The organism is Ectorhizobium quercum, from assembly GCF_026552795.1.
GTDB classification, from domain to species: Bacteria; Pseudomonadota; Alphaproteobacteria; order Rhizobiales; family Rhizobiaceae; genus Ectorhizobium; species Ectorhizobium quercum.
On record NZ_JANFPI010000003.1, the window covers coordinates 565,924 to 589,630 of the forward strand.

A 23,707-nucleotide genomic window follows, 5' to 3' on the forward strand; every position below is an offset into this window, starting at 1 on the left:
CTGGAGCGAGGCAACGGGCTCAACCGTTTCCGTCAAGCATTTCACGCACGGCGACGGCCAGTTGCTTGAGCGAGAAGGGCTTGGGCAGGAAACCGAATTTGGCGTCGGCCGGCAGGTTCCGGGCGAAGGCGTCTTCGGCATAGCCGGACACGAAGATGAATTTCAGGTCCGGGTAGCGCTTGCGCAGTTCCGTCAGCAGCGTCGGACCGTCCATTTCCGGCATCACGACGTCGGAAACGACGACATCCACCTTGCCGTCCAGCTCGTCCATGATCTCCAGCGCCTCGACGCCCGAACCGGCCTCGTGAACCGTGTAGCCGCGGGTTTCCAGCATGCGCTTTCCGCCGCGGCGCACCGCTTCCTCGTCCTCCACGAGAAGAACGACGGCCGAATTGCCGGTGAGATCCTGCGGCTCCTGGGCGGCCTGGCCGAGAACGCGCGACGTCTCTCCCCTGTCCTGCCCGTCCGAGGACACGTTCACCGCGCTCGGAGGCGCATGTTCCGGCACCGGCTCGGCGACATGACGTGGCAGGAAGATGCGGAAGGTCGTTCCCTTGCCCACTTCCGATTCCGGGTGAATGTAGCCGCCCGACTGCTTGACGATGCCGTAAACCATCGCAAGGCCCAGCCCCGTGCCCTTTCCGACTTCCTTCGTGGTGAAGAAAGGTTCGAAGATCTTGTCCATGATCTCGGGCGGAATGCCTGTGCCGGTATCGGACACTTCCACCAGCACGAAATCCTCGTGCGGAAGCTCCGCATAGCTGAAGGCCGCCGCCTCGCGCGCCGTCACATTGCGCGTGCGCAGCGTAATCACGCCGCCTTCCGGCATGGCATCGCGCGCATTGACGCAGAGATTGATCAGAACCTGCTCGAATTGCGAAAGGTCGGTCTTCACCGGCCAGAGATCGCGGCCGTAATCGACGTCCAGCTTGACGTTTGTGCCGGAAATCAGCCGCGCGACCAGCATGCGCAGATCGCCGACCACATCGGTCAGGTTGAGAACGACCGGCCGCATCGTCTGCTTGCGCGAGAAGGCGAGAAGCTGCCGCACCAGCACCGCGGCGCGGTTTGCATTCCGCTTGATCTCCATGAGATCGGCGAAGCTGGCGTCCGATGGACGGGCCTGCAACAGGAGATGGTCCGACGACAGGAGGATCGCCGTCAGGACGTTGTTGAAGTCGTGCGCGATTCCGCCGGCCAGCGTGCCGACCGCGTTCATCTTCTGCGTCTGCGCCATACGGCTTTCGAGCGCCTTCTGCTCCGTCACCTCGACGGCATAGACGATGGCCGCCTCCTCCGGCGCCTCGTCGCTCTGGTCGACCACGGCATTGACGTAATATCGGAAATGGCGGCTTTCATCGGCCGGATGGCGGCAGTCGAAGGGCGGAATGTCGCTCTGGCGGTCGAGGGCGGCGGCGAGCGCCGTTTCCATCTGCTGGCGGTCGGTTTCGGCAATCAGCCGTTCGAGGCGCACGCCGTTCTCGATGTCGTCGCGCGAGACGACGCCGGAAAACAGTTTCAGGAACGGGGCATTCGTCTTCACGATCCGGCCGTCGCCGGTCACGGAGGCAATCGCCATCGGCGTATTGTTGAAGAAACGGGTGAACCGCATCGCTGCGGCGGAATCCTGATCCCCCCCTTCGCCGTCGGCGCGGCGCGAAAGAACGACGGTCCGGCTTTCGCCGGGCGCGCCGTCGCGGGTCGCGCTGACACGATGCACGAGCCGCACCGGCACGCTCTGGCCGTTCGAGCGGCGGAAATCGAGATCGAGCACCTCCGTGCGCCGGGCGCCTGGCTCGGCCTGCACCGACTGGATCAGCGCCATGCCCTCGCCGGCCACGAAATCGGCGATGGAAAGCGAGCCGGGCGTGAATTTCGTCAGGTCGATCGCCAGCCATTCGGCAAGCGTGGCATTGAGATAGAAGACCTCGCCCTTGCGGCCGGCAGAGAAGAAGCCGACCGGCGCGTGGTCGAGATAGTCGATGGCGTTCTGAAGCTCCTTGAAGAAGCGCTCCTGCTCCTCGCGCTCCGGGGTTATGTCCGTGATCTGCCAGACCTGAAGCGGCTTGCCCTTGCCCCCGGCGCCCGAAAGCGCCCGCGCCTTGAGGCGATACCAGTGCGCACCCGCGCCCGCATGCTCCGCCGGGCTGAGCGCTTTCATCAGCCGGAATTCCTCGTGGCCCTCCCGCCCCTCCCGCAGGCCGTTCGTCAGCCGGTAGAGCACTTCCGTCGCCTCGCGGTTGCGCGACAGCAGCGCCTCGAGCGACCGCACCTCGGTCGCCTTGCGCGCGCCCGTGAGCTTGCCGTAGGCGGCGTTGGCGAAGACGATCCGCCCCGCCTGATCGGTGATGATGATGCCGTCCGGGTGGGAGGCGATGAAGCGCCGCGACAGTTCGTCTGGCTCCGAACCCGGCATAACCTGGACGAAGCCGATGATCGACGACACCAGAAAGAAGATACCGACCATCGCCAGAATGCCGAGGACGCCCAGCACCAGCTCGTTGTCGAGATGATCGCGGAAAATGATGAAGGCCGCTGCGGCACCTGCAAGCACGAGGGCGAGCACCAGTATTCTGACGATCGTGCCGGCAGTGCGTCCGCCCTGGTCCAAGAGCGGCGCTTCATCGTTCCCGGCCTGCCGCATACCCGTCATCGAACCCCCGTCTCCGCCGGCATCATTTGAAACCGACGCCTGACCACCGGATGATTCCCGTTCCGGAATCACGCCCGGGACGATCTGGAATCACCCTCTTCGCACTATGTTTAGCAATTTGCCGCACTTGCCAATAGCAGGCGCACCCCACAAAGACGGCTGCTATTCACAGGCAATTGCCGCCGCCATGCAGCCATTGCTTGCCTCAGGGTGGTTTTGCGGGCACCCCGGGGGCATAAACGGGCGATACGCCTTGCCTTGAAAGGTAAAAAGTCGTTTCCTGCCCACGACTGGATAAAGGAGCATCGCGATGATCGCAGAGATGATGGCCGAATATGGAGGCCGCCTTCTGGTTGCCATTGCCGGCGTGGGTCTGGGCTTCATCGCCTTGATCGCCGTGCTGAAATTCCTTCGCCAGCGCAACGGTCCCTCGCCTTTCGTGCGCGGCGGCAAGGCCCGCGTGCCGCGCCTGCAGGTCGTCGATGCGGCGGCCATTGACACCCGCCGCCGCCTCGTACTGGTTCGCCGCGACGACCGCGAACATCTGATCATGATCGGCGGGCCGGCCGATATCATCGTCGAAAGCAATATCGTAACGGCGGAGGCGCCCCAGGCCCGTGCGCCTTCCGCGCAGCTCGCCGCCCCCTTGTCCGCGGCCGATGGTTTCGGCGCGCCTGAAATCGCTGCTCCTGCCCCCCGTCCCGCACGCCCGCCCGAAGTTTCGACCGCAGCAGTCCCGCCCCCTTCCGCCGAAAAGACACCCGCTGCCCGGCCGGTGCGGCGGCCTCCTGAAACGCAGGAGCGTCCGCAGCCGGTGACGCCGCAGGCAGCCTATCTCGAGGCAAGCGACGATTTCACACCGTCGCAGCGCCCGGCAACGCCGCCCGCTTCCGCTGCTGCCGGGTCAACAAGCGGCGGCGATCCTGCCGCGCTGAAGGAAGCCGAGGAGCATCTGGAAGCGATGAAGCGGCGCATGCTTTCGCAGGAAGCGCCCCCGGTGCGTCCGCGCCCGGAAACGGAAAAGCCGGCGACCTCCGGCTTCGCCCGCGTGCTGGACGAAGAAATGAAAGCGCCCCTGCGTGACGCTCCGCGTCCCGTTCCCGCCGCGATCCAGCAGATGCCGCTGCGCACGCCCCGCCCTGCCCCGGCCGAGAAGCCGCCGGAGGAGGAAGCCGATATTCAGGACGAGATCGCCCGCATTTTCGGCGAAAAGCGCTAAGCCGGGAAATCCCATGCACGAAAAAGGGCTGCGGCAACACCGCAGCCCCTTGTTTCAAACATGACGGCCGGAACGGAACACTTGGTCCCGGCTCCGTCCAAGCTTCTTCACTCGTCGCGATAAACCTTCTCGCGCCGCTCGTGACGCTCCTGCGCCTCGATGGAGAGCGTGGCGATCGGGCGGGCGTCGAGACGGCGCAGGCCGATCGGCTCGCCGGTCTCCTCGCAATAGCCGTAGGTTCCGTCCTCGATCCGCTGAAGGGCGGCATCGATTTTCGAAATCAGCTTGCGCTGGCGGTCGCGGGCCCGAAGCTCGATGGCGCGATCCGTCTCGGACGAGGCGCGGTCAGCCAGATCGGGATGGTTGGCGCTTTCCTCGGCAAGATGTTCGAGCGTTTCGCGTGCTTCGCGCAGGATGTCATTCTTCCAGGCGATCAGCTTCGCACGAAAATAGGCACGCTGTTTGGGATTCATGAACTCGTCGTCTTCCGAGAGCACGAAGCCGTCAAGATTGATGTTCTCACTCAACGCGATTCTCCTGAAGCACTACCTCACTGGCCGGCTGTATATCCCAACAGGGATGCTAGGTTCAAGCCTCGTGATGTATTTGAAGGCATTTTTAAATCTGTCGTAAATTTAGGCTAAGTGACTATTTTTGCACCTCTATTTAGTGCTGCATTGCAGTATTTCGCTGCGCCGCATTGCAACTTCGCCGCGACGGACGCCTCCCGGGACGAAATGTGGCAGGACGACGTCGGCCTCACCCGTTGACGGCATCGGTCCGAAAAAGATAGAGGCATTGGCTAGCCGCAACGGGAAAGAGACGGATGACCGCCGCCAGCCTGCCGCTCCAAAGAATTTTTCTGCTCCGGCACGCCCAGGCAGCATGGCCTGCGCCGGGGGAGAGCGATTTCGACCGCGCGCTCGACGATCGCGGCCGCGCGGAGGCCTCCGTCATCGCCGGCCTCATTGCCGGAAAAGGGTACCTCGCCGACCGCGTCGTGTGTTCCGCCGCGCGCCGCTGCCGGGAAACCGCCGAAACCGTCTGCCGCGCCTTCGGGCGCGATTTTCCGATCCGCATCGTAAACGAACTCTATCATGGCGTGACGGACAGCTATCTTGCCGTGATCGATGCCGAAACGGATGCGGCAACGTTGATGATCGTCGGGCACAACCCGACCATAGAAGAGCTTCTGGAAACGCTGGTCGGTTCCGACACCGCATGGGCGGTCATGCCCGGCGGTTATCCGACGGCGGGATTTTGCGTGATCGAGCGCAACCTCGCCTGCGAAACCGGCTGGGCGCTGAGCGATTTCCTGACCCCCTGACCTCTTCCGCCGCCCGGAAGGGCACAATCGACATCGACGGCTTTTCAAGGGCATGCGCGCTTCCTATATCTTGGAAAACGAACCGCAGGAACCTGTTGAAGCGTGCCTTCTCCCTTCTCCACGATTGCCGATAGCGCCCTCATTGCCCTGGATAGCCTGACGGATCGGGCCGCCGGGCTGGTCAATCCCTCGATCCGCCTCGGCGTCACCGGACTGTCCCGGGCGGGCAAGACGGTTTTCATCTCCTCGCTGGTGCATAATCTGCTGCATGGCGGACGCCTGCCGCTGTTCGAACCGCTGCACTCGGGCCGGGTCTCGAACGTCCGCCTCGAACCGCAGCCGGACGACGCCATTCCGCGTTTCCAGTACGAGGACCATATCGACTCGCTGATCCGCGAGCGCATCTGGCCGGATTCCACCCGCGCCATATCCGAGCTTCGCCTGACCCTCGATTACCAGAGCGCGAGCGGCTGGAGCCGTCTCCTGTCGCCGGGCAGGCTTTCCATCGACATCGTGGATTATCCCGGCGAATGGCTGCTGGATCTGCCGCTCCTGCAACAGGATTACCGGACGTTCAGCCAGCGCACCGTCGATCTCGCGCGCACCGGCATCCGCGCCGATCTGTCGCGCGAATGGCTGGCTCTTGCCGAAGCGACCGACATGGACGCCCCGGCCGACGAAATGACCGCACGGCGCCTGTTCGAGGTGTTCACCAGCTATCTGCGCGCCTGCAAGGCGGACGAGCGCTCCCTCTCCACCCTGCCCCCGGGCCGGTTCCTCATGCCGGGCGATCTGGAAGGATCGCCTGCCCTGACCTTCGCCCCCCTTCCCGAAATTCCCGAAACGCCGGCCACGCCCGGCTCCCTGCGGGCGATGATGGAGCGCCGCTACGATGCTTATAAAAGCGTGGTGGTGAAGCCGTTCTTCCGGGAGCATTTCGCTCGCCTCGACCGGCAGATCGTGCTGGTCGATGCCCTTCAGGCCATCAGCCGCGGAGCGGAGGCGGTAGCCGATCTGGAACGCGCCATGCAGGACGTGCTGGAATGCTTCCGCCCGGGCTCGGGCAGCCTGCTGTCGGCGCTGGCCGGGCGGCGCATCGACAGGGTTCTGGTCGCCGCCACCAAGGCGGACCACCTGCATCATGAAGGCCACGACAGGCTCGAAGCCGTCACCCGCCGCCTGGTGGAACGCGCCGTCACCCGCGCCGGACTTGCCGGCGCCGGTATCGACGTCATGGCCATCGCCTCCATCCGCGCGACCCGCGAAGCGACGGTGAAGCAGAATGGCGAGACGCTTCCGGTGATCGTCGGTACGCCGATCGCGGGCGAGACCATTGCCGGAGAAATTTTTGACGGAAACAGGAAAACAGCAGTATTTCCCGGTGACTTACCGGAAAATCCTGAAGCTGTTTTTGAGGACCTGAAACAAGGGTCTCAACCGCGTGTGAACGCGGTCCGCTTCCGGCCGCCCGCAATTCCCGAGGTCAACGGCGTCCGCGTTGCCATCCCCCATATCCGTCTGGACCGCGCCCTTCAATTTCTGCTGGGAGACCGGCTGCAATGAGTGACGACCGCAAGCCCCGCGCCTTTTCCGTCGATGATCCCGCGCCCGCAGCCGAGGAGAAGGCGGCGAGAACCGAACCGCGCCCGCCGCAGAGTTTCGAGGACGGCATCGTCATCACGCCCGAGGCGGAAGATCCCTTCCTCGCCGAAGACCTGCCGCCCCTGCCGGTTGCCGAACCGCGCCGGAGACGCTTCTCCTTCGGCAAGCTGGCGCTCGGCGCCTTCGGCATATTGCTCTCGCTCGCGCTCGGCCTGTGGGCGGATCGTCTGGTCCGGGACCTTTTCGCCCGCTACGAGGCGCTCGGCTACGTCGCGCTTGCCGCCCTCGTCATCGGCCTGATCGGCCTGGCCGTCGTGGTCATACGGGAAATCACCGGCATCATGCGGCTTTCCGCCGTGCAATCGCTCAAGGAGGAGGCCGAGAAGGCGATGACGGAGCGGCGGGCGGAACCGGCCCGCGCCGTGATCGCCCGTCTGGACAGCCTCCTGTCGGCCCGTGCCGACACCGCCCGCGCCCGCGCGCGCCTGAAGGAAACGGACGAGGATATCATCGACGGCCCGCATCTGGTCGAACTCGCCGAGCGGGAACTGATGTCGCCGCTCGACCGACAGGCGCGGGCCCTGATCCTGAACGCCTCGAAGCGCGTTTCCATCGTCACCGCCGTTTCGCCGCGCGCCATCGTCGATCTCGCCTATGTCCTTTTCGAAGTCGTCCGCCTCGTCCGGGCAATGGCCGATCTTTACGGCGGCAGGCCCGGCTCGCTCGGCATGATAAGGCTGACGCGCGACGTGATCGCCCACCTCGCCGTCACCGGCTCGATTGCCGTCGGCGACGGGCTGGCCCAGCAGGTGCTCGGCCACGGCCTCGCCTCGAAGCTCTCTACCCGGCTGGGCGAAGGCGTCATCAACGGTTTGATGACGGCCCGGATCGGCATCGCCGCGATGGACCTTTGCCGGCCGCTGCCGTTCAAGGCGCTGAGGCGTCCGGGTATCGGCGACTTCATCGGCGACATCACGCCCCGGATGAGTGGCGGCAAGGCCCGGGATTGACGCAGCGCGTCCGGACAGTCCTACCCGGACAGTGACGGCGATCAATATTACCAACTATTCACTTCAAAGCCGGGCGCCGTTGTGTCAACACGCAATCTTAAAGTGTTTCGCTTCCGTGAAGACGGCGAAAGAGGGTAAGGCATGAGTTCGACAGACGACAACAGGAACGAAGGCACGACGCCGGACATTGCGGCGGTTCTGGCGGCAGCCGGCGGTTCCGCCCGGCAATCGCGCCGGGGCAAGTATGTGGCCGCATCCCTGTTGGCGCTGGTCCTGGCCGGCGGCGCCTATGCCTGGTACGCAAGCAGTTCGTCGTCGAGCTATCGTTATACGACCGTGCCGGTCGAACGCGGCGACCTCAACGTCATCGTGACGGCCACGGGCTCGGTCCAGCCCACCACCCAGGTCGATATCTCCTCCGAGCTTTCCGGCATCATCCGGTCGGTGAACGTCACCTACAACAGCCCGGTCAAGACCAACGACGTGCTGGCCGAACTCGATACCAACAAGCTGGAGGCGGATGTGCAGAGCGCCCGTGCCAAGCTTGCCTCCGCCAAGGCCAACGTTCTCAAGGCCGATGCGGAACTGAGTGCCGCGAAGGTCAAGCTCGACCGCCTGCGCAGCCTGGTCGACAGCCGCGTTTCCAGCCAGCAGGATCTGGACGCTGCCCAATATGCCTATGACGCTGCACTCGCCACCAGGCAGATCAACGAGGCGACTGTGCTGTCGTCGGAAGCCGATCTCAAGCTTGCCGAAGTCGATCTGGGCAAGGCGAAAATCGTTTCGCCCATTGACGGCGTCGTGCTGACGCGCGATGTCGATCCCGGTGCCACCGTGGCCTCATCCTTTTCCGCGCCCGTTCTCTTCACCATCGCCGGCGATCTTCGGCAGATGGAATTGCAGGTCGCGGTCGACGAGGCCGATGTCGGCCAGGTCGAGGCGGGGCAGAAAGCCACGTTCAATGTCGATGCCTATCCGGACAGAAGCTTTCCGGCCGAAATCGAAACCGTTCGCTTCGCTTCGGAAACCACTTCCAACGTCATCACCTACAAGGCGATCCTGTCGGTCGACAACGAGGACATGCTGCTGCGCCCGGGCATGACTGCCACGGCGGACATAACGGTTCAATCGGTCGAGGACGTTCTTCTCATTCCGAATGCGGCGCTCCGCTATTCGCCGCCGGCAGTGTCGTCCTCGTCCGGCATCAGCCTCAATGCCCTGTTTCGTCCGCCGCGCCCGTCGCGCGCGGGGCGCTCGGCGCAATCGGGCGCGGGATCGGCCGACGAACGCACGGTCTGGGTCATGCGCGGCAATCAGCCCGAGCCGGTGGACGTCCAGACCGGCCCGACGGATGGCCGCAACACCGTATTGCGTTCCGGCGATCTGAAGGAAGGCGACCTGCTCATCACGGATGCCACGGCGGTTTCCAGCTGAGGAAAGGATGTGCCATGATCAGCCCTCCCCTGATCGAATTCCGCCAGGTTTCGAAGATCTACGGCCGGGGTGAGGCCGAGATCCGCGCTCTCGACCGCGTGGACCTCACCATCCGTCAGCATGAATTCGTCGCGATCATGGGACCGTCCGGCTCCGGCAAGTCGACGTCGATGAACATCATCGGCTGCCTCGACGTTCCGAGCGAGGGCGAATATCTGTTCCAGGGCATTCCGACCAGCGGCTTCGACCGCACCCAGCACACGCTGTTGCGTCGGCACATGCTGGGCTTCGTCTTCCAGGGGTTCAACCTCCTGCCGCGCACCTCGGCGATCGAGAATGTCGAACTGCCGCTCGTCTACCGCGGAGTCGAATCCGCGACACGCCGGCGGCTTGCGCGGGAGGCTCTCGCCCATGTCGGCCTTTCGGGCCGCGAGGACCACACGACGCAGGAGCTTTCCGGTGGCCAGCAGCAGCGCGTCGCCATCGCCCGGGCCATCGTGACACGGCCCGCCGTTCTGCTCGCCGACGAGCCGACCGGCAATCTCGACACAAGGACCAGCGTCGAGATCATGGACCTCGTGACCTCGCTCAACCGCGATCAGGGCATCACCGTCATCATGGTGACGCATGAAAACGACATCGCGGACTATGCGCGGCGCGTCATCCGTTTCGTCGATGGCAGGATCGAGTCCGATCATCCGAACGCGGAAAGAGAGGCGGCCCATGTTTCTTGAGACGATCAAGCTCGCCCTGCGCGCCATTCGCCGCAACATCCTGCGCTCGTTCCTGACGGTGCTGGGGATCGTCATCGGCGTGGCGGCGGTGATCGCGATGGTGACGATCGGCAATGGCACGACGGCGCAGGTCACGGCCGAGCTGTCGAGGCTCGGAACGAACATGCTGTTCGTCAGGCCCGGCCAGTTCGGCCCCGGCCGCCCGAGCACGAGCGCACGCGACTTCACCGAGCGCGACCTGGATGCCATCCGCGACCAGATTTCCGGCCTGCGGGCCGTGGCCCCCACCAACAGAAGCACCGTCACGGCGATCTATGGCGGCCAGAACTACTCGACCAGCGTCACCGGCACGACGAACGACTATTTCACGGCCCAGGACTGGCAGATCGTCTCCGGCCGCGACTTCCAGCCCGCCGAGGAGCGCGGCGCGCAGGCCGCCTGCGTGATCGGCCAGACCGTGCGCAGGCAACTGTTCGGCTCGACCGACCCCGTCGGCTCGAAAATCAGGATCGGCTCCGTCTCCTGCCCGGTGGTCGGCCTGCTGGAAGCGAAAGGCGAGTCCGGCATGGGCAGCGACCAGGACGATACGATCATCATGCCGTTCAAGGTCTATCAGCGGCGGATCGGCGGTTCGACCGGCATTTCCTCCATCTCCCTGTCGGCGATGGACGGCGTGTCCACCGCGAAGATCCAGTCCGACGTCGAGAACCTGCTGCGCGAACGCCGCAAGATACAGGCCGGGCGGGACGACGATTTTTCCGTCAACGACATGACCCAGATGGCTGCGGCCATGACTGGCACCACGACACTGCTGACCGGCCTTCTCGGCGCGGTGGCGGCGGTGAGCCTGCTCGTCGGCGGCATCGGCATCATGAACATCATGCTGGTGTCCGTGACCGAGCGCACGCGCGAAATCGGCATCAGGCTCGCCATCGGAGCGCTGGAAACGCAGGTTCTCACCCAGTTCCTGGTCGAGGCGGTCACGCTGTCGGTGCTGGGCGGCATCGCCGGCATTCTGCTCGGCCTCGGCCTCGCCTGGGTCGGCGTCACGCTGATGAGCCTGCCCTTCGTCACCAGCCCGTCGATCATTCTGATCGCCTTCGCCTTTTCGGCCATCATCGGCATGGTGTTCGGCTATTTTCCGGCCCGCCGCGCTGCCCGGCTGAACCCCATCGAGGCACTGCGGCACGAGTGAGAAAACCGGCGGGCGGCGGCCTCGCGCCGTCGCCTGCATCGTTGAACGACTTCTGCGGTCAGGTCTGCTTTACCAGTTCCGCAAGCTGCGTCATCACCACCGCCGCGGCGGCGAGCCGCTTTTCTGCCGTGGGCAGATCGCGCGCCAGATAGACGCTGTGGTCCGGCCTGATCTTCGCCATCGTGCCCTGCCGGGAAATATAGGCGACCAGTCCCGCCGGATTGGGGAATTCCCGGTTGCGGAACTGGATGACGATGCCCTTCGGCCCGGTTTCCAGCTTTTCGACATTGGCGACGCGGCAGAGCGACTTGATGTAGACGACCTTCAGCAGGTGCTGCAATTCGATCGGCATGGGGCCGAAGCGGTCGATCATCTCCGCCCCGAACGCGTCGATCTCCTTGAGTTCGGTGATCTCCCCGAGACGGCGATAGAGGCCCATGCGCAGGTGCAGGTCCGGCACGTAATTTTCCGGAATCATCACCGATGTGCCGACCGAAATCTGCGGCGACCAGCCCCGCTCGGCGAAATCCTCGTCGCCCTTCACCTCCGCCACGGCCTCCTCCAGCATCTGCTGGTAGAGTTCGAAACCGACTTCCTTGATGTGACCCGACTGCTCCTCGCCAAGCAGGTTGCCGGCGCCGCGAATGTCGAGATCGTGGCTTGCGAGCTGGAAACCTGCCCCCAGCGTGTCCAGCGATTGCAGCACCTTGAGGCGCCGGTCGGCGCCGGGCGTCAGGACCTTGTTGACGGGCAGCGTGAACAGCGCGAAGGCACGCACCTTCGAGCGGCCGACGCGGCCGCGGATCTGGTAGAGCTGCGCCAGTCCGAACATATCGGCGCGGTGCACGATCAGCGTGTTGGCCGACGGCACGTCGAGGCCGGATTCGACGATGGTGGTCGACAAAAGAACGTCGTACTTGCCCTCGTAGAAGGCGGTCATGATGTCTTCCAGCTCGCTTGCCGCCATCTGCCCGTGGGCGATGGCGACCTTCAGCTCGGGCACGTCCGACTCCAGGAAGGCGCGGATGTCGGCCAGATCGGCAAGGCGCGGGCAGACATAGAAGCTCTGGCCGCCGCGATAATGCTCGCGCATCAGCGTTTCGCGGATCACCAGCGGATCGAAAGGCGAAATGAAGGTTCTGACCGCCATGCGATCGACCGGCGGCGTCGTGATGAGCGACAGTTCGCGAACCCCGGTCATGGCAAGCTGGAGCGTGCGCGGAATGGGCGTTGCCGAAAGCGTCAGCACATGGACGTCCGACTTCAGTTCCTTCAGCCGCTCCTTGTGCTTGACGCCGAAATGCTGCTCCTCGTCGATGATGAGCAGGCCCAGATTGGCGAACTTGATGCCCTGCCCCAGAAGCGCATGCGTGCCGACGACGATATCCGTCCTGCCTTCCGAGACGTTCTTCTTGACCTGCGCCAGTTCCTTGGGGCCGACGAGGCGCGAGGCCTGCTCGACGCGGACCGGCAGGCCGCGGAACCGTTCGGAAAAGGTCTTGAAATGCTGGCGGGCAAGCAGGGTCGTCGGAACGACGACGGCGACCTGAACGCCGTTCATGGCTGCGGCGAAGGCGGCGCGCAGCGCCACTTCCGTCTTGCCGAAACCGACATCGCCGCAGACCAGCCGATCCATCGGCCGCCCGGCGGCCAGATCCTCGCGCACGGACTCGATGGCGTTCGACTGGTCCTCGGTTTCCTCATAGGGGAAACGGGCGGCAAATTCGTCGTAGAGGCCCTCCGGCGTCGAAAGCACGGGCGCGTGGCGGACAAGACGTTCCGCCGCCACCTTGATGAGACCGCCGGCCATGTCGAGAAGACGCTTCTTGAGCTTGGCCTTGCGCATCTGCCAGGCGCCGCCGCCCAGCCTGTCGAGCTGCGCGTCCGAGGCTTCCGAGCCGTAGCGGGACAGGAGGTCGATGTTCTCGACGGGGAGGAACAGCTTGGCGTCGTCGGCATATTGCAGTTCGAGGCAGGCATGTTCGGCGCCGGCCACCTGAAGCGTGCGCAGGCCGACGAAGCGGCCGATGCCGTGCTCGGCATGGACGACGATGGAGCCCTCGTCCAGCCCGGCGACTTCCGCGATGAAATCGGCTGCGCGCTTGCGTTTGCGGGTGCGGCGCACCATGCGGTCGCCGAGAATGTCCTGCTCGCCGACGACCACGAAATCGCTGGCCTCGAAACCGTTCTCGATGCTGAGCACGGCGGCGCCCGCCTCGCCCCTGCCGAGCTTGGCCAGTTCCGGCCAGGAAGAGACCGGCTCGACCCGTTCGAGGCCGTGTTCGTTCAGCACCTGGAGCAGACGGTCGAGCGAGCCTTCTGACCAGCCGGCGACCAGCACCCTGGCGCCGCCGGCCCGTTTTTCGGCGATGTGCCTGACGGCGAGGTCGAAGACGTTGATGCGCTCGCCCTCGCCCGCCTCCGATACCAGCGGCGCGAAACGGCGGCCGGCGCGGGCGTCGAGTTCCAGAACCCGCGTCGCGCCGGTTTCCGCCTCGTTGAACGGCGTGAGCCGGATGGCGTTGCGCTCGTCGAGCCGCTGGATGAGCTGTTCCGCATTGAGATAGAGTTGACCGGGCGGCACGGGCTTGTAGGGCGCCCCTTGCGCGCCTGCATGCCCCTTGCCGGGCGTGGCGCTGTCGAGGCGCGCCTGATAGTAATCCTGAACCAGCCGGGACCGTTCCGCCGCCGCCTCCCGGGCCGTGTGGTCGGTCACGATGCGGAAACCCTCGAGATAGTCGAAGACCGTTTCGAGCGTCTCGTGGAACAGCGGCAGCCAGTGTTCCATGCCGGCATAGCGGCGGCCTTCGGAAACGGCGACATAAAGCGCATCGTCGCGGGTCGTCGCGCCGAACAGGCTCAGATAGTTCTTTCGGAAACGGCTGATCGCATCCGGCGTCAGCGTGACCTCGCTCATCGGATTGAGGTCGAGGGCGCGGGCCTGTCCGGTCGTGCGCTGGCTGGCCGGGTCGAAAGTGCGGATCGATTCCAGCGTATCGCCGAAGAAGTCGAGCCGCACGGGCTCTTCCGCGCCCGGCACGAAGACATCGAGAATGCCGCCGCGCACCGCGAATTCCCCCACCTCGCGCACGGCGGGCACGCGGTCGAAACCGTTCTTCTCAAGCCGGGCGGCGATGTCCTCCATGCGGATCTGGTTGCCCGGCCGCGCGGAAAAGCCGGATGCCTCGACGACCGCGCGCGGCGCGACCTTCTGGAGCATGGCGTTCACCGTCACGATGACGATGGCGGGATGCGGCTTGCTGGCGTGCCGGGCCAGCCCGCTGAGCGCGGCAAGCCGCCGCGCCGACGTGTCGGCGCTCGGCGACACGCGGTCATAGGGCAGGCAGTCCCATGCCGGAAGCGTCAGCACCGGAATGTCGGGGGCAGCGAAGGACAGCATCTGCTGGAGGTCGGCCAGCCGCTGGCCATCGGAAATGACATAGGCAATCGGCTGGCCGGCGCGCGCCAGCTCCGCCAGCAGGAAAGGTTCCATGCCGGGCGGCACATGCCCGATGGTCAGCGCTTCCTGCGATGCGCCGATCCGCTTTGCGTCGAATCCGGGAATCATCACCGTGCGCCGAGGCTTTCCATCGTCACGACGTCGAACCGGGGTCGTGTCGCCGCGATCCGCCGGAACATCGGCGTGTCCATCCGTTCCGGCACGGGCCTGGAACCGTTGATCCAGCTGATGAGGTCCTGATCCTCCTCGCGCATGACCTCTTCGAGCGCATCCAGCTCTTCCTCACCGAAACCCGCGATCTCCACCTCGGCGAACTGCCCGAGAATCAGGTCCATTTCGCGAATGCCCCGGTGCCAGCAGCGATAGAGAATACGGCGTCGGCGCTCGTCGAGATCGGCGCTGGAGCGGGTCAGTCCTGTCATCGTGTCTACCTTGGGCTTTCGTCGTTGCGCGCGCCGCGCAGAGCCGCTTCACGCTTTCGCGCCATATGCGCGGTTGATACCGGCCTCTATAACCCCTAATTTCGCCCCTGTCAGCCGTTCGCGGCCTCGCTTTTCACGAGAGTTTCCCACCGTCATGCGCCCCGCCCTGCTCGATCCCCTGTTCGCTTCCGTCACGTCGCTGGCCGGCGTCGGGCCGAAGCTCGGCGGCATTCTGGCAAAGCTCACCGGACAGGACGAGGGCGAGGAAGCCCGAGTCGTGGACCTGCTCTTTCTGCCGCCGCATTCGCTGATCGACAGGCGCAACCGGCCGGAGATCGCCTTCGCGCCGGAGGGGACGGTCGTCACCATCGCCGCCCGCGTCGACCGCCACCAGCTGCCGCCGCGCGGCAACCGCGCAGCACCCTATCGCGTCTTCCTCCGGGACGGCACGGGAGAACTGGCGCTGACCTTTTTTCATGCGAAGGGCGACTGGCTGGAAAAGGCCCTGCCCATCGATGAGGATGTGATGGTCAGCGGCAAGGTCGACTGGTTTAACGGCCGCGCCTCGATGGTCCATCCCGATTACATCGTCAAGGCGAGCGAGGCGGCGGACCTGCCTGCGGTCGAGCCTGTCTACCCGCTGACAGCGGGCCTCTCGCCGAAAGTGTTGCGCCGCACTGTCGATGCCGCCGTTGCCCGCCTGCCCGACCTGCCGGAATGGCTGGACGAGGCGCTGGCGCGCAAGCAGGGATTCCCGACTACGACCGAAGCCTTCCACCGCCTGCATGATCCGCGCGACACCGCCGACATGGACCCGCAGGCACCGGCACGGCGGCGGCTCGCCTATGACGAGTTTCTGGCCGGTCAGGTGTCGCTGGCCCTCGTCCGCCGCAACGTCCGGCGTGTGAAGGGCCGTCCGGTGCGTTCGGAAGGGGAGCTCGCCCGGCAGATCCTCGCCAACCTGCCGTTCTCGCCCACCGGCAGCCAGCAGGAAGCCGTCGCCTATATCCTGAAGGATATGGCCGGCGAGGAGCGCATGCTGAGGCTCATTCAGGGCGATGTCGGCTCCGGCAAGACGCTGGTCGCCCTGCTGTCGATGGCCGCGGCAGTCGAGGCCGGCGGCCAGGCCGTGCTGATGGCGCCGACGGAGATTCTCGCGCGCCAGCATCACGCAACGCTCTCACGCTTTCTCAAAAAAACAAATATTTCCGTCGAACTTCTGACAGGAAAGATGAAGGCGAGCGAGCGCAATGCCGCGCTGGCGCGCATCGCATCCGGCGAGGCGCAGGTCGTCGTCGGCACCCACGCCCTGTTTCAGGAGGGCGTGAATTATGCCGACCTGATGCTGGCCGTCGTCGACGAACAGCACCGTTTCGGCGTTCACCAGCGCCTGCGCCTGACGGCCAAGGGGCTCGCGCCGCATATGCTGGTGATGACGGCGACGCCCATTCCCCGCACGCTGGTGCTGGCCGCTTTCGGCGACATGGATGTATCGAAGCTCACGGAAAAGCCGGCCGGCCGCAAGCCGATCCAGACCGTGACTGTTCCCTCCGAACGTCTGGACGAAATCGTTCATCGGCTTCAGAAAGCAGTTGAAGATGGGAAAAAAGCCTATTGGATATGCCCACTTGTGGAAGAATCCGAAGATAGTGATTTAACGTCCGTCGAAGAGCGCCATGCCGTCCTTCGGCAATTCTTCGGCGACCGCGCCGGGCTGATCCACGGCAGGATGAGCGTCGCCGAGAAGGAAGCGGCCATGAGCGCGTTCAGGGACGGCATGACGCGCATTCTGGTCGCGACGACCGTCGTGGAGGTGGGCGTCGACGTGCCGGATGCGACGATCATGGTCATCGAGCACGCGGAACGGTTCGGGCTGGCGCAGCTTCATCAGCTCCGGGGCCGGGTCGGGCGCGGTGACGGCGCCTCGTCCTGCATCCTGCTTTACAAGGGGCCGCTGTCGGAAAACGGCAAGGCGCGGCTCAACATCTTGCGGGAAAGCGAGGACGGCTTCCTGATCGCGGAGGAGGACCTGAAGCTGCGCGGCGAAGGCGAGCTGCTCGGCACGCGCCAGTCCGGCACGCCGGGCTTCAGGATCGCCAGCCTGGAAGCGCATGGCGACCTGCTGGAGATTGCCCGCAAGGACGCCGCCTATCTCATCGAGCGCGATCCGGAATTGCGCAGCGAGCGCGGAGAGGCGATCCGCACCCTGCTCTACCTCTACCGGCGCGACGAGGCGATCCGCTTCCTGCGCGCCGGATGAGCGGCTTAGAGTTTGTCAGGGAAAAGTGAGAACCGGTTTTCCCGAAAAGACAAACGAAACAAAGAATCCTAGAATCCGTCAGGTTCATTCTGAACCTGACGGATTCTAGGGCTTGGCGTCTTTCTCGTCCTTCGCTCCGATCAGCCTGTCCTTGACCTCCGGGTTCACAAGCCCGCCGGAAATCAGCAGCTTGGCCGCGTCCTCCGGTGACATGTCGAGGATGATGACTTTCTCCCGGGGAACGAAAAGGAGGAATCCGGCGGTCGGCACCGGGGTCGGCGGCAGGAAGACGGCGATCATCTCCTGCCCCAGCTCGTTGAAGCGGACGGCCAGCTCCCCCTTGGCCTCCGCCGAGATGAACACGAGCGCATAGGTGCCGGGGCCGGGAAACTCGATCAGGCCCACCGTGCGGAAGGATTGGGTGTTTTCCTTGAGAACCGTTTCGAAGATCTGCTTCACGCCCTTGTAGATCGGGCGCACGAGCGGCGTGCGGTTGAGGATCGATTCCGTGAACGTCACGACCCATTGCCCGAACAGGTTCGAACCGAGCAGACCGATGAGCGTGATGAACACCACCGCGATCAGCAGACCCAGGCCGGGAATGGCAAACTGGAAATATTCCTCTGGATTGTAGTGAAGCGGAATATACGGCTTCACCCAACTGTCCGCCCAGTGGATGAACGTCCAGATCAGCCAGCTCGTGATCACCACGGGCGCACAGATGATGAGCCCGGTGAGGAAGTTGTTCCTTAAACGGGCCGCGAGGGAAATTCTGTCTGGAGTGCCGCTCATGCGTTGTCAGTCGTTCTTGCCGTGAAATAACGGATGGTATGAGACAATGCCGGACGGCACGGGTCCACACAAGGGCGGGCTTCGGAAAAGCTCAGGAGGAACGTGCGACAGAACAAGCGCTTCCCGCGAGACGGCTGCCTCGTCTGCCGCCCTCGCGCGCCGGAGGATCATTCCACCGTGACCGACTTCGCAAGATTGCGCGGCTGGTCGACATCCGTCCCCATGAAGACGGCGGTATGATAGGCGAGAAGCTGGATCGGCAGCGCGAAGACCATCGGCGTGATGATTTCGTCGACGGTGGGAAGAACGATCGTCGCCAGCGTTTCGAGCCTGGAGGCTGCCGCCCCCTTCTCGTCGGTGATGAAGATGATCTTGCCGCCGCGGGCCGCGACCTCCTGCATGTTGGAAACCGTCTTCTCGAAGAAACGGTCGTGGGGAGCGATGACGATCACCGGCATGTTCTCGTCGATCAGCGCGATCGGCCCGTGCTTCAGCTCGCCGGCGGCGTAGCCTTCAGCGTGGATATAGGAGATTTCCTTGAGCTTCAGTGCGCCTTCCAGCGCCAGCGGATAACTCGTGCCCCGGCCGAGATAGAGAACATCCTTGTAGCGCGACAGCTCGCGCGAAAGGTTCTCGATCTGCGGCTGGACCGTATTCAGCACCCGGTTCATGATGCGCGGCATCTCGATCAGCGACCGGACCAGCGCGATCTCCTCCGCTTCGGAAACGGTGCCCCGGGCGCGGCCCGCGGCGATGGACAGTGCGGCCAGAACCGCGAGCTGGCAGGTGAAGGCCTTGGTGGAAGCGACACCGATTTCAGGGCCGGCGAGAATGGGGAAGACCGCATCGGATTCCCGGGCAATGGTCGATTCCCGGACATTGACGACAGCGCCGATCTTCAGCCCTTCCGCCTTGCAGTAACGCAGCGATGCCAGCGTATCGGCGGTTTCGCCGGATTGCGAGATGAAGAGCGCGGCCTGATCCGGCGACAGCGGCATCTCGCGATAGCGGAATTCGGATGCAACGTCGATCTCGACCGGCAGGCGCGCATAACGCTCGAACCAGTATTTGCCGGTCAGTCCGGCGAGATAGGCGGTACCGCAGGCAGAGATGGCGAGGCTGCGCACCTCGGAGAAATCGATGCCCGGCTGGGCGATCACCTTGTTGGAGGTGAAATCCACGTAATGGCTGAGCGCATGCGAGATCACCTCCGGCTGTTCATGGATTTCCTTCTCCATGAAGTGGCGATGATTGCCCTTGTCGACCAGAAAGGCCGCGGCCTGGGTGATCTGGCGCGGACGCTCGACCTCCCGACCGGCGTGATCGATGATTTCCGCGCCGTCTCTGTGCAGGATCGCGCAATCGCCATCGACGAGATAGCTGATCTCGTTGGTGAAGGGCGCAAGCGCAATCGCGTCCGAGCCGATGAACATTTCGCCCTTGCCCCAGCCGATGGCGAGCGGCGGGCCGAACAGGGCACCCATGAGGGTGTCGGGATCGTCCGCGAACATCACCACCAGCGCATAGGCGCCGGTGATGCGGTTGAGCATCCTCAGCATGGCATCGCGATGCGAGAACCCCTCGCGGGTGTATTTCGCCAGAAGCTGCGCGACGACCTCGGTGTCCGTCTGGCTGGTGAAGGTCGCGCCTTCGGCGACCAGTTCGTCGCGGATTTCGGAGAAATTCTCGATGATGCCGTTGTGAACGACGGCCACGCCGTCCACGAAATGCGGGTGGGCGTTGGTTTCGTTCGGCACGCCATGCGTCGCCCATCGGGTATGGGCAATGCCCGTCGTGCCCGGAAGCGGATGTTCGGACAGCTTCTGCTCCAGATTGAAGAGCTTGCCCTCGGCCCTGCGGCGATCCATCGAGCCGTTGTCGATTGTCGCGACGCCGGCGGAATCATAACCGCGATATTCGAGACGTTTCAGAGCATCGACGAGTCGGCCGGCGACCGGCTGCGTGCCTACGATTCCAACAATGCCGCACATGCTGTTTCTTCCATGATCCAGAGGTTGCAGGGCAAAGCCCGCCTTTCTCCGCAATTGCTTTAACGATTGGACCTTAAAGAGCAATCACCGCTCCGGTCACTTTCGGTTTCGATCCGTAACGCGCCCGGTCAGCCCTTTTTCCTGGCCGCCTTGATCGCAAGGTTGCGCTCGCGGATGACGAGCGCTCGGCCCGGCTTCATCTCCTGCCGGGCGCGGCCGAGCGCCAGCGCTCCATCGGGCACGTCCGCCGTGATCACGCTGCCCGAGGCGACCAGCGCATCGTTGCCGACCGTCACGGGCGCGACGAGCGACGAATTGGAGCCGATGAAGGCACGCTCGCCGATCCGGGTCTCGTGCTTGTTCACGCCGTCGTAATTGCAAGTGATCGTACCCGCGCCGATATTGGCCTCCGCTCCGATGAACGCGTCGCCGATGTAGGTCAAGTGGTTCACCTTCGCGCCTGCTCCGATCTCGGCCTTCTTGACCTCGCAGAAATTGCCGACCTTCGAGCCTTCCGCCAGACGCGCGCCGGGACGCAGCCGGGCGAAGGGACCGACCGTGGCACCCGGGGCGATATGGGCGCCCTCGATATGGCAGAAGGCATGGATGACGGCGCCGCCTTCCACCGTGACGCCCGGCCCGAACACGACGTTCGGCTCGATCAGGACGTCCTGGCCGATCACCGTGTCATGCGACAGGAACACGGTTTCGGGTGCGATCATGGTGACGCCCGAGAGCATGATGTCTTCGCGCCTGCGCCTTTGCCACAGGTTTTCGAGAACGGCCAGTTCGGCACGCGTGTTGCAGCCGGTCATTTCCTCCTCCGAGGCCGCGACCATGACGGCATTCCCGCCCGTCAGGCGCACGATCTCGACGAGATCGGTCAGATAATATTCGCCCTTGGCGTTGTTGTTGCCGATGCGCTGCAACAGGTCGAGCGCCTTGCGCCCGTTGATCGCCATGATGCCGCTGTTGCACCATTTGACGGCCCGCTCTTCATCGGTCGCGTCCTTTTCCTCGCGGATGGCGTAAAGGCGGCCGTTTTCGGTCAGCAGGCGGCCGTAGCCGGTCGGCTTTTCCGTATGGAAACCGATGACAGCGACATCGTTGCCCTCCGCCAGCTTGCGGCGCGCCTCGATCAGCGGTCCGGGCGTGATGAGCGGCACGTCGCCATAGACGACGATCACGTCGTCGTATTCGCGGGAGATGGCCTCGCGCGCCGTCAGGACGGCGTGTCCCGTGCCCAGACGCTGTTCCTGGAAGAAGGAAAGGACGGGCAGCCCCTCGCCCGACGCGGCAGCCGTGACCTTCTCCGCATCGCGGCCGACGACGAGCGCGGCATCCTGAACGCCAGCGGCGGCGACCGCGCGCACCACGTGGGAGATCATCGGCAGGCCGGCCACAGGATGCAGGACCTTCGAAAGACCGGATTTCATCCGGGTGCTGTCGCCAGCGGCAAGAATGACGGCCAGACAAGTGCGAGCCATGAAACGTTTCCTTCCCTGCATGCGAGCGCCGCGCCGGAAATCCGGGGCGCTGTTCGGGCTGTTTTCTACCGGGGAAGGCGATTCCCCTGCCCCTTTCTATCAGCAGGTCGGGCAGAGACAAAGACCGTGCGCGGGAGCGCTCAGGGCGGTGGAAAGCCGGAATGCAGGACCGCTTCCATCGCGGCGAAGGCAGCGGGAGCATCGCGCTCGCGGATGGAGCAGGCAAGGTCGCGGTAGGCCCCGGCGGCGCGTTCGGCGATTTTCTCCACGAACGCGGCGTCATAGTGGAAATGACCGACCAGCGCGGCTTTCAACAGGGATTCCGCCGACTGGATGAACACATTGGCCGAGGCGTCGGCGATGGCGGCGTGAACCTCCATCAGCGTCGAAACGACATCCGGCGGGGACAGCGTGCCGGAGAGGAAGGAATGGATCCGGTCCGTGATCGCCTGCACATGCGCGTCGCTGGCATTCGCTGCGGCGAGCGCCGCCGCACGTGGCTCGAAGGCAAGGCGGATTTCCTGTATCTGCCCCAGAAGGCGGGCATCGATGCCGGATTCGATATACCAGAGCAGGACTTCGGGATCGAAATGGTTCCAGTCGCGGCGGCAGCGCACGCTTGTTCCGATCCGCACCCGCGGGCTGATCAGCCCCTTGGCGTCCAGCGTCTTGAGCGCTTCGCGCAGCACCGTGCGCGAGACCTGAAACCGTTGCGCGAGTTCGGCGTCGCCCGGCAGCAGTCCACCGGCCGGAAAGTGGCCGGACACGATATCCTTTCCCAACTGCTGGACGACGCGGGCGTGATTCGTGCCAGCCCGCCGCCCCTTCAGCGCCGCGTCCGGTGTTGGCTTGCGCACGTGATGATCATCCCCTCATATGAATTTCGGATGGCAGGATAACGCATGCGACATGGTTGCAATTTAAAATCGTACTGCGAATAATGACCTGTATCTTATTGTCTTTCGGCGCCAGACGCACGCAAAAACAGGCCCCGCGCCGGAAGACCGGCGCGGGTTCACAGCAAAGGCTAGGCCGGCCGGATCAGTTCGGCAGCGTGTCGTCGACGCCGGCGACGTAGAAGTTCATGCCGAGCAGAACGCCGTCCTCGGCCTTTTCGCCTTCCTTGAGCCATTCGGAACCGTCCTGCTTGTTGATCGGGCCGGTGAACGGATGCAACTCTCCGGACTTGATCTTGGCTTCGGTGTCCTCGGCCAGCGTCTTCACGTCGTCAGGCATGTTGGTATAGGGAGCCATCGTCAGGATGCCGTCCTTCAGGCCGTCCCAGACCGACTCGGTTTTCCACGTGCCGTCGATCAGGGCGTTGACGCGCTTGATGTAATAGGCGCCCCAGGTGTCGACGATGGCGGTCAGCTGCGTGGTCGGCCCGGCCGCGATCATGTCGGACGCCTGGCCGAACGCCTTGATGCCGCGCTCGGCCGCGACCTGCATCGGCGCGGTCGTGTCGGTGTGCTGTGTCAGGATATCGACGCCCTGGTCGATCAGGGCCTTGGCGGCGTCGGCTTCCTTGCCCGGGTCGAACCAGGTGTTGGCCCACACGACCTTGACCTTGAAGTCCGGGTTGACCGACTGCGCGCCGAGCAGGAAGGCGTTGATGCCCATCACGACTTCCGGGATCGGGAAGGAGGCGATGTAACCGGCCACGCCCTTTTCGGAGAGCTTGGCGGCGATCTGGCCCTGAATGTAACGACCTTCGTAGAAACGCGAATTGTAGGTCGCGACATTCTCGGCCGATTTGTAGCCGGTCGCGTGTTCGAACTTCACGTCCGGGAACTTCTCGGCCACTTTCACCGTGGCGTCCATGAAGCCGAAGGAGGTGGTGAAGACAAGATTGCAGCCCGAGCGGGCCATGCGCTCGATGGCGCGTTCGGCGTCGGGGCCTTCTGGAATGTTTTCCAGATAGGACGTCTCGATCTTGTCGCCGAGAGCCTTTTCCAGCTCCAGGCGGCCGATGTCGTGGGCCTGGGTCCAGCCGCCGTCGGTCTTGGAACCGACATAGACGAAGCAGATCTTCTGCTTGTCCTCAGCCGAAGCGGTGGTGGCGAGACCGCCGAGAAGCGCCGCCGATGCGGCCAGGGTAATGAACAGTTTCTTCATGATGAC

17 protein-coding genes are annotated in these 23,707 nt (G+C 64.4%); 8 read left to right on the forward strand and 9 right to left on the reverse strand.

Annotation, left to right across the window (positions count from 1 at the left end; genetic code table 11):
- Positions 1-19 precede the first annotated feature (19 nt).
- On the reverse strand, positions 20-2,653 hold the full coding sequence (gene cckA, locus NOF55_RS11215; RefSeq protein WP_306411451.1) for a cell cycle histidine kinase CckA: 2,634 nt from the start codon (positions 2,651-2,653) through the stop codon (positions 20-22).
- Between the two features lie 310 nt (positions 2,654-2,963).
- Here cckA and NOF55_RS11220 point away from each other — a divergent pair, with 310 nt between their 5' ends.
- Complete coding sequence (locus NOF55_RS11220) at positions 2,964-3,872, forward strand: flagellar biosynthetic protein FliO (protein ID WP_306411452.1); 909 nt, start codon at positions 2,964-2,966, stop codon at positions 3,870-3,872.
- A gap of 107 nt (positions 3,873-3,979) precedes the next feature.
- Here NOF55_RS11220 and dksA read toward each other — a convergent pair whose 3' ends face one another.
- Positions 3,980-4,399, reverse strand: a complete 420-nt coding sequence (dksA, locus tag NOF55_RS11225; RefSeq protein ID WP_306411453.1) for an RNA polymerase-binding protein DksA — start codon at positions 4,397-4,399, stop codon at positions 3,980-3,982.
- Positions 4,400-4,698: 299 nt separating this feature from the next.
- Here dksA and NOF55_RS11230 point away from each other — a divergent pair, with 299 nt between their 5' ends.
- The 6 genes from NOF55_RS11230 to NOF55_RS11255 all read left to right on the forward strand — a co-directional run bounded on the left by NOF55_RS11230 (position 4,699) and on the right by NOF55_RS11255 (position 11,174).
- Positions 4,699-5,199 (forward strand): SixA phosphatase family protein, encoded by a 501-nt coding sequence (locus NOF55_RS11230; RefSeq protein ID WP_306411454.1) that lies wholly within the window; start codon positions 4,699-4,701, stop codon positions 5,197-5,199.
- A 102-nt stretch (positions 5,200-5,301) separates the two neighbouring features.
- A complete protein-coding gene (locus NOF55_RS11235; protein WP_306411455.1) occupies positions 5,302-6,762 on the forward strand; it encodes a YcjX family GTP-binding protein in 1,461 nt (486 codons plus the stop codon).
- On the forward strand, positions 6,759-7,811 hold the full coding sequence (locus NOF55_RS11240) for a YcjF family protein (RefSeq protein ID WP_306411456.1): 1,053 nt from the start codon (positions 6,759-6,761) through the stop codon (positions 7,809-7,811). The genes NOF55_RS11235 and NOF55_RS11240 overlap by 4 nt, the downstream gene beginning before the upstream one ends.
- A 141-nt stretch (positions 7,812-7,952) precedes the next feature.
- Positions 7,953-9,245: an efflux RND transporter periplasmic adaptor subunit gene (locus NOF55_RS11245; RefSeq protein ID WP_306411457.1), complete on the forward strand. Its 1,293-nt coding sequence runs from the start codon at positions 7,953-7,955 to the stop codon at positions 9,243-9,245.
- Positions 9,246-9,259: 14 nt separating this feature from the next.
- Entirely contained in the window at positions 9,260-9,979 is a 720-nt protein-coding gene (locus NOF55_RS11250) for an ABC transporter ATP-binding protein (RefSeq protein ID WP_306411458.1), read from the forward strand.
- Entirely contained in the window at positions 9,969-11,174 is a 1,206-nt protein-coding gene (locus NOF55_RS11255; RefSeq protein ID WP_306411459.1) for an ABC transporter permease, read from the forward strand. The genes NOF55_RS11250 and NOF55_RS11255 overlap by 11 nt, the downstream gene beginning before the upstream one ends.
- 58 nt (positions 11,175-11,232) lie before the next feature.
- Here NOF55_RS11255 and mfd read toward each other — a convergent pair whose 3' ends face one another.
- Both mfd and NOF55_RS11265 read right to left on the reverse strand, forming a co-directional pair.
- Positions 11,233-14,742, reverse strand: a complete 3,510-nt coding sequence (mfd, locus tag NOF55_RS11260; protein WP_306411689.1) for a transcription-repair coupling factor — start codon at positions 14,740-14,742, stop codon at positions 11,233-11,235.
- Positions 14,742-15,056, reverse strand: coding sequence for a succinate dehydrogenase assembly factor 2 (locus NOF55_RS11265; RefSeq protein WP_306411460.1), 315 nt, complete (start codon positions 15,054-15,056; stop codon positions 14,742-14,744). Before NOF55_RS11265 ends, mfd begins: the two co-directional genes overlap by 1 nt.
- Before the next feature lie 154 nt (positions 15,057-15,210).
- Here NOF55_RS11265 and recG point away from each other — a divergent pair, with 154 nt between their 5' ends.
- Positions 15,211-17,316, forward strand: coding sequence for an ATP-dependent DNA helicase RecG (recG, locus tag NOF55_RS11270; protein ID WP_306411461.1), 2,106 nt, complete (start codon positions 15,211-15,213; stop codon positions 17,314-17,316).
- Between the two features lie 105 nt (positions 17,317-17,421).
- Here the strand turns inward: recG and NOF55_RS11275 are convergent, their stop codons facing one another.
- The 5 genes from NOF55_RS11275 to NOF55_RS11295 form a co-directional block, all read right to left on the reverse strand.
- Entirely contained in the window at positions 17,422-18,108 is a 687-nt protein-coding gene (locus NOF55_RS11275; protein WP_306411462.1) for a DUF502 domain-containing protein, read from the reverse strand.
- A gap of 167 nt (positions 18,109-18,275) precedes the next feature.
- Positions 18,276-20,099, reverse strand: a complete 1,824-nt coding sequence (gene glmS, locus NOF55_RS11280; protein WP_306411463.1) for a glutamine--fructose-6-phosphate transaminase (isomerizing) — start codon at positions 20,097-20,099, stop codon at positions 18,276-18,278.
- Between the two features lie 128 nt (positions 20,100-20,227).
- Complete coding sequence (glmU, locus tag NOF55_RS11285; RefSeq protein ID WP_306411464.1) at positions 20,228-21,586, reverse strand: bifunctional UDP-N-acetylglucosamine diphosphorylase/glucosamine-1-phosphate N-acetyltransferase GlmU; 1,359 nt, start codon at positions 21,584-21,586, stop codon at positions 20,228-20,230.
- A gap of 140 nt (positions 21,587-21,726) precedes the next feature.
- Positions 21,727-22,443 (reverse strand): FadR/GntR family transcriptional regulator, encoded by a 717-nt coding sequence (locus NOF55_RS11290; RefSeq protein ID WP_306411465.1) that lies wholly within the window; start codon positions 22,441-22,443, stop codon positions 21,727-21,729.
- Positions 22,444-22,627: 184 nt separating this feature from the next.
- Complete coding sequence (locus NOF55_RS11295) at positions 22,628-23,701, reverse strand: BMP family ABC transporter substrate-binding protein (protein WP_306411466.1); 1,074 nt, start codon at positions 23,699-23,701, stop codon at positions 22,628-22,630.
- Positions 23,702-23,707 lie beyond the last annotated feature (6 nt).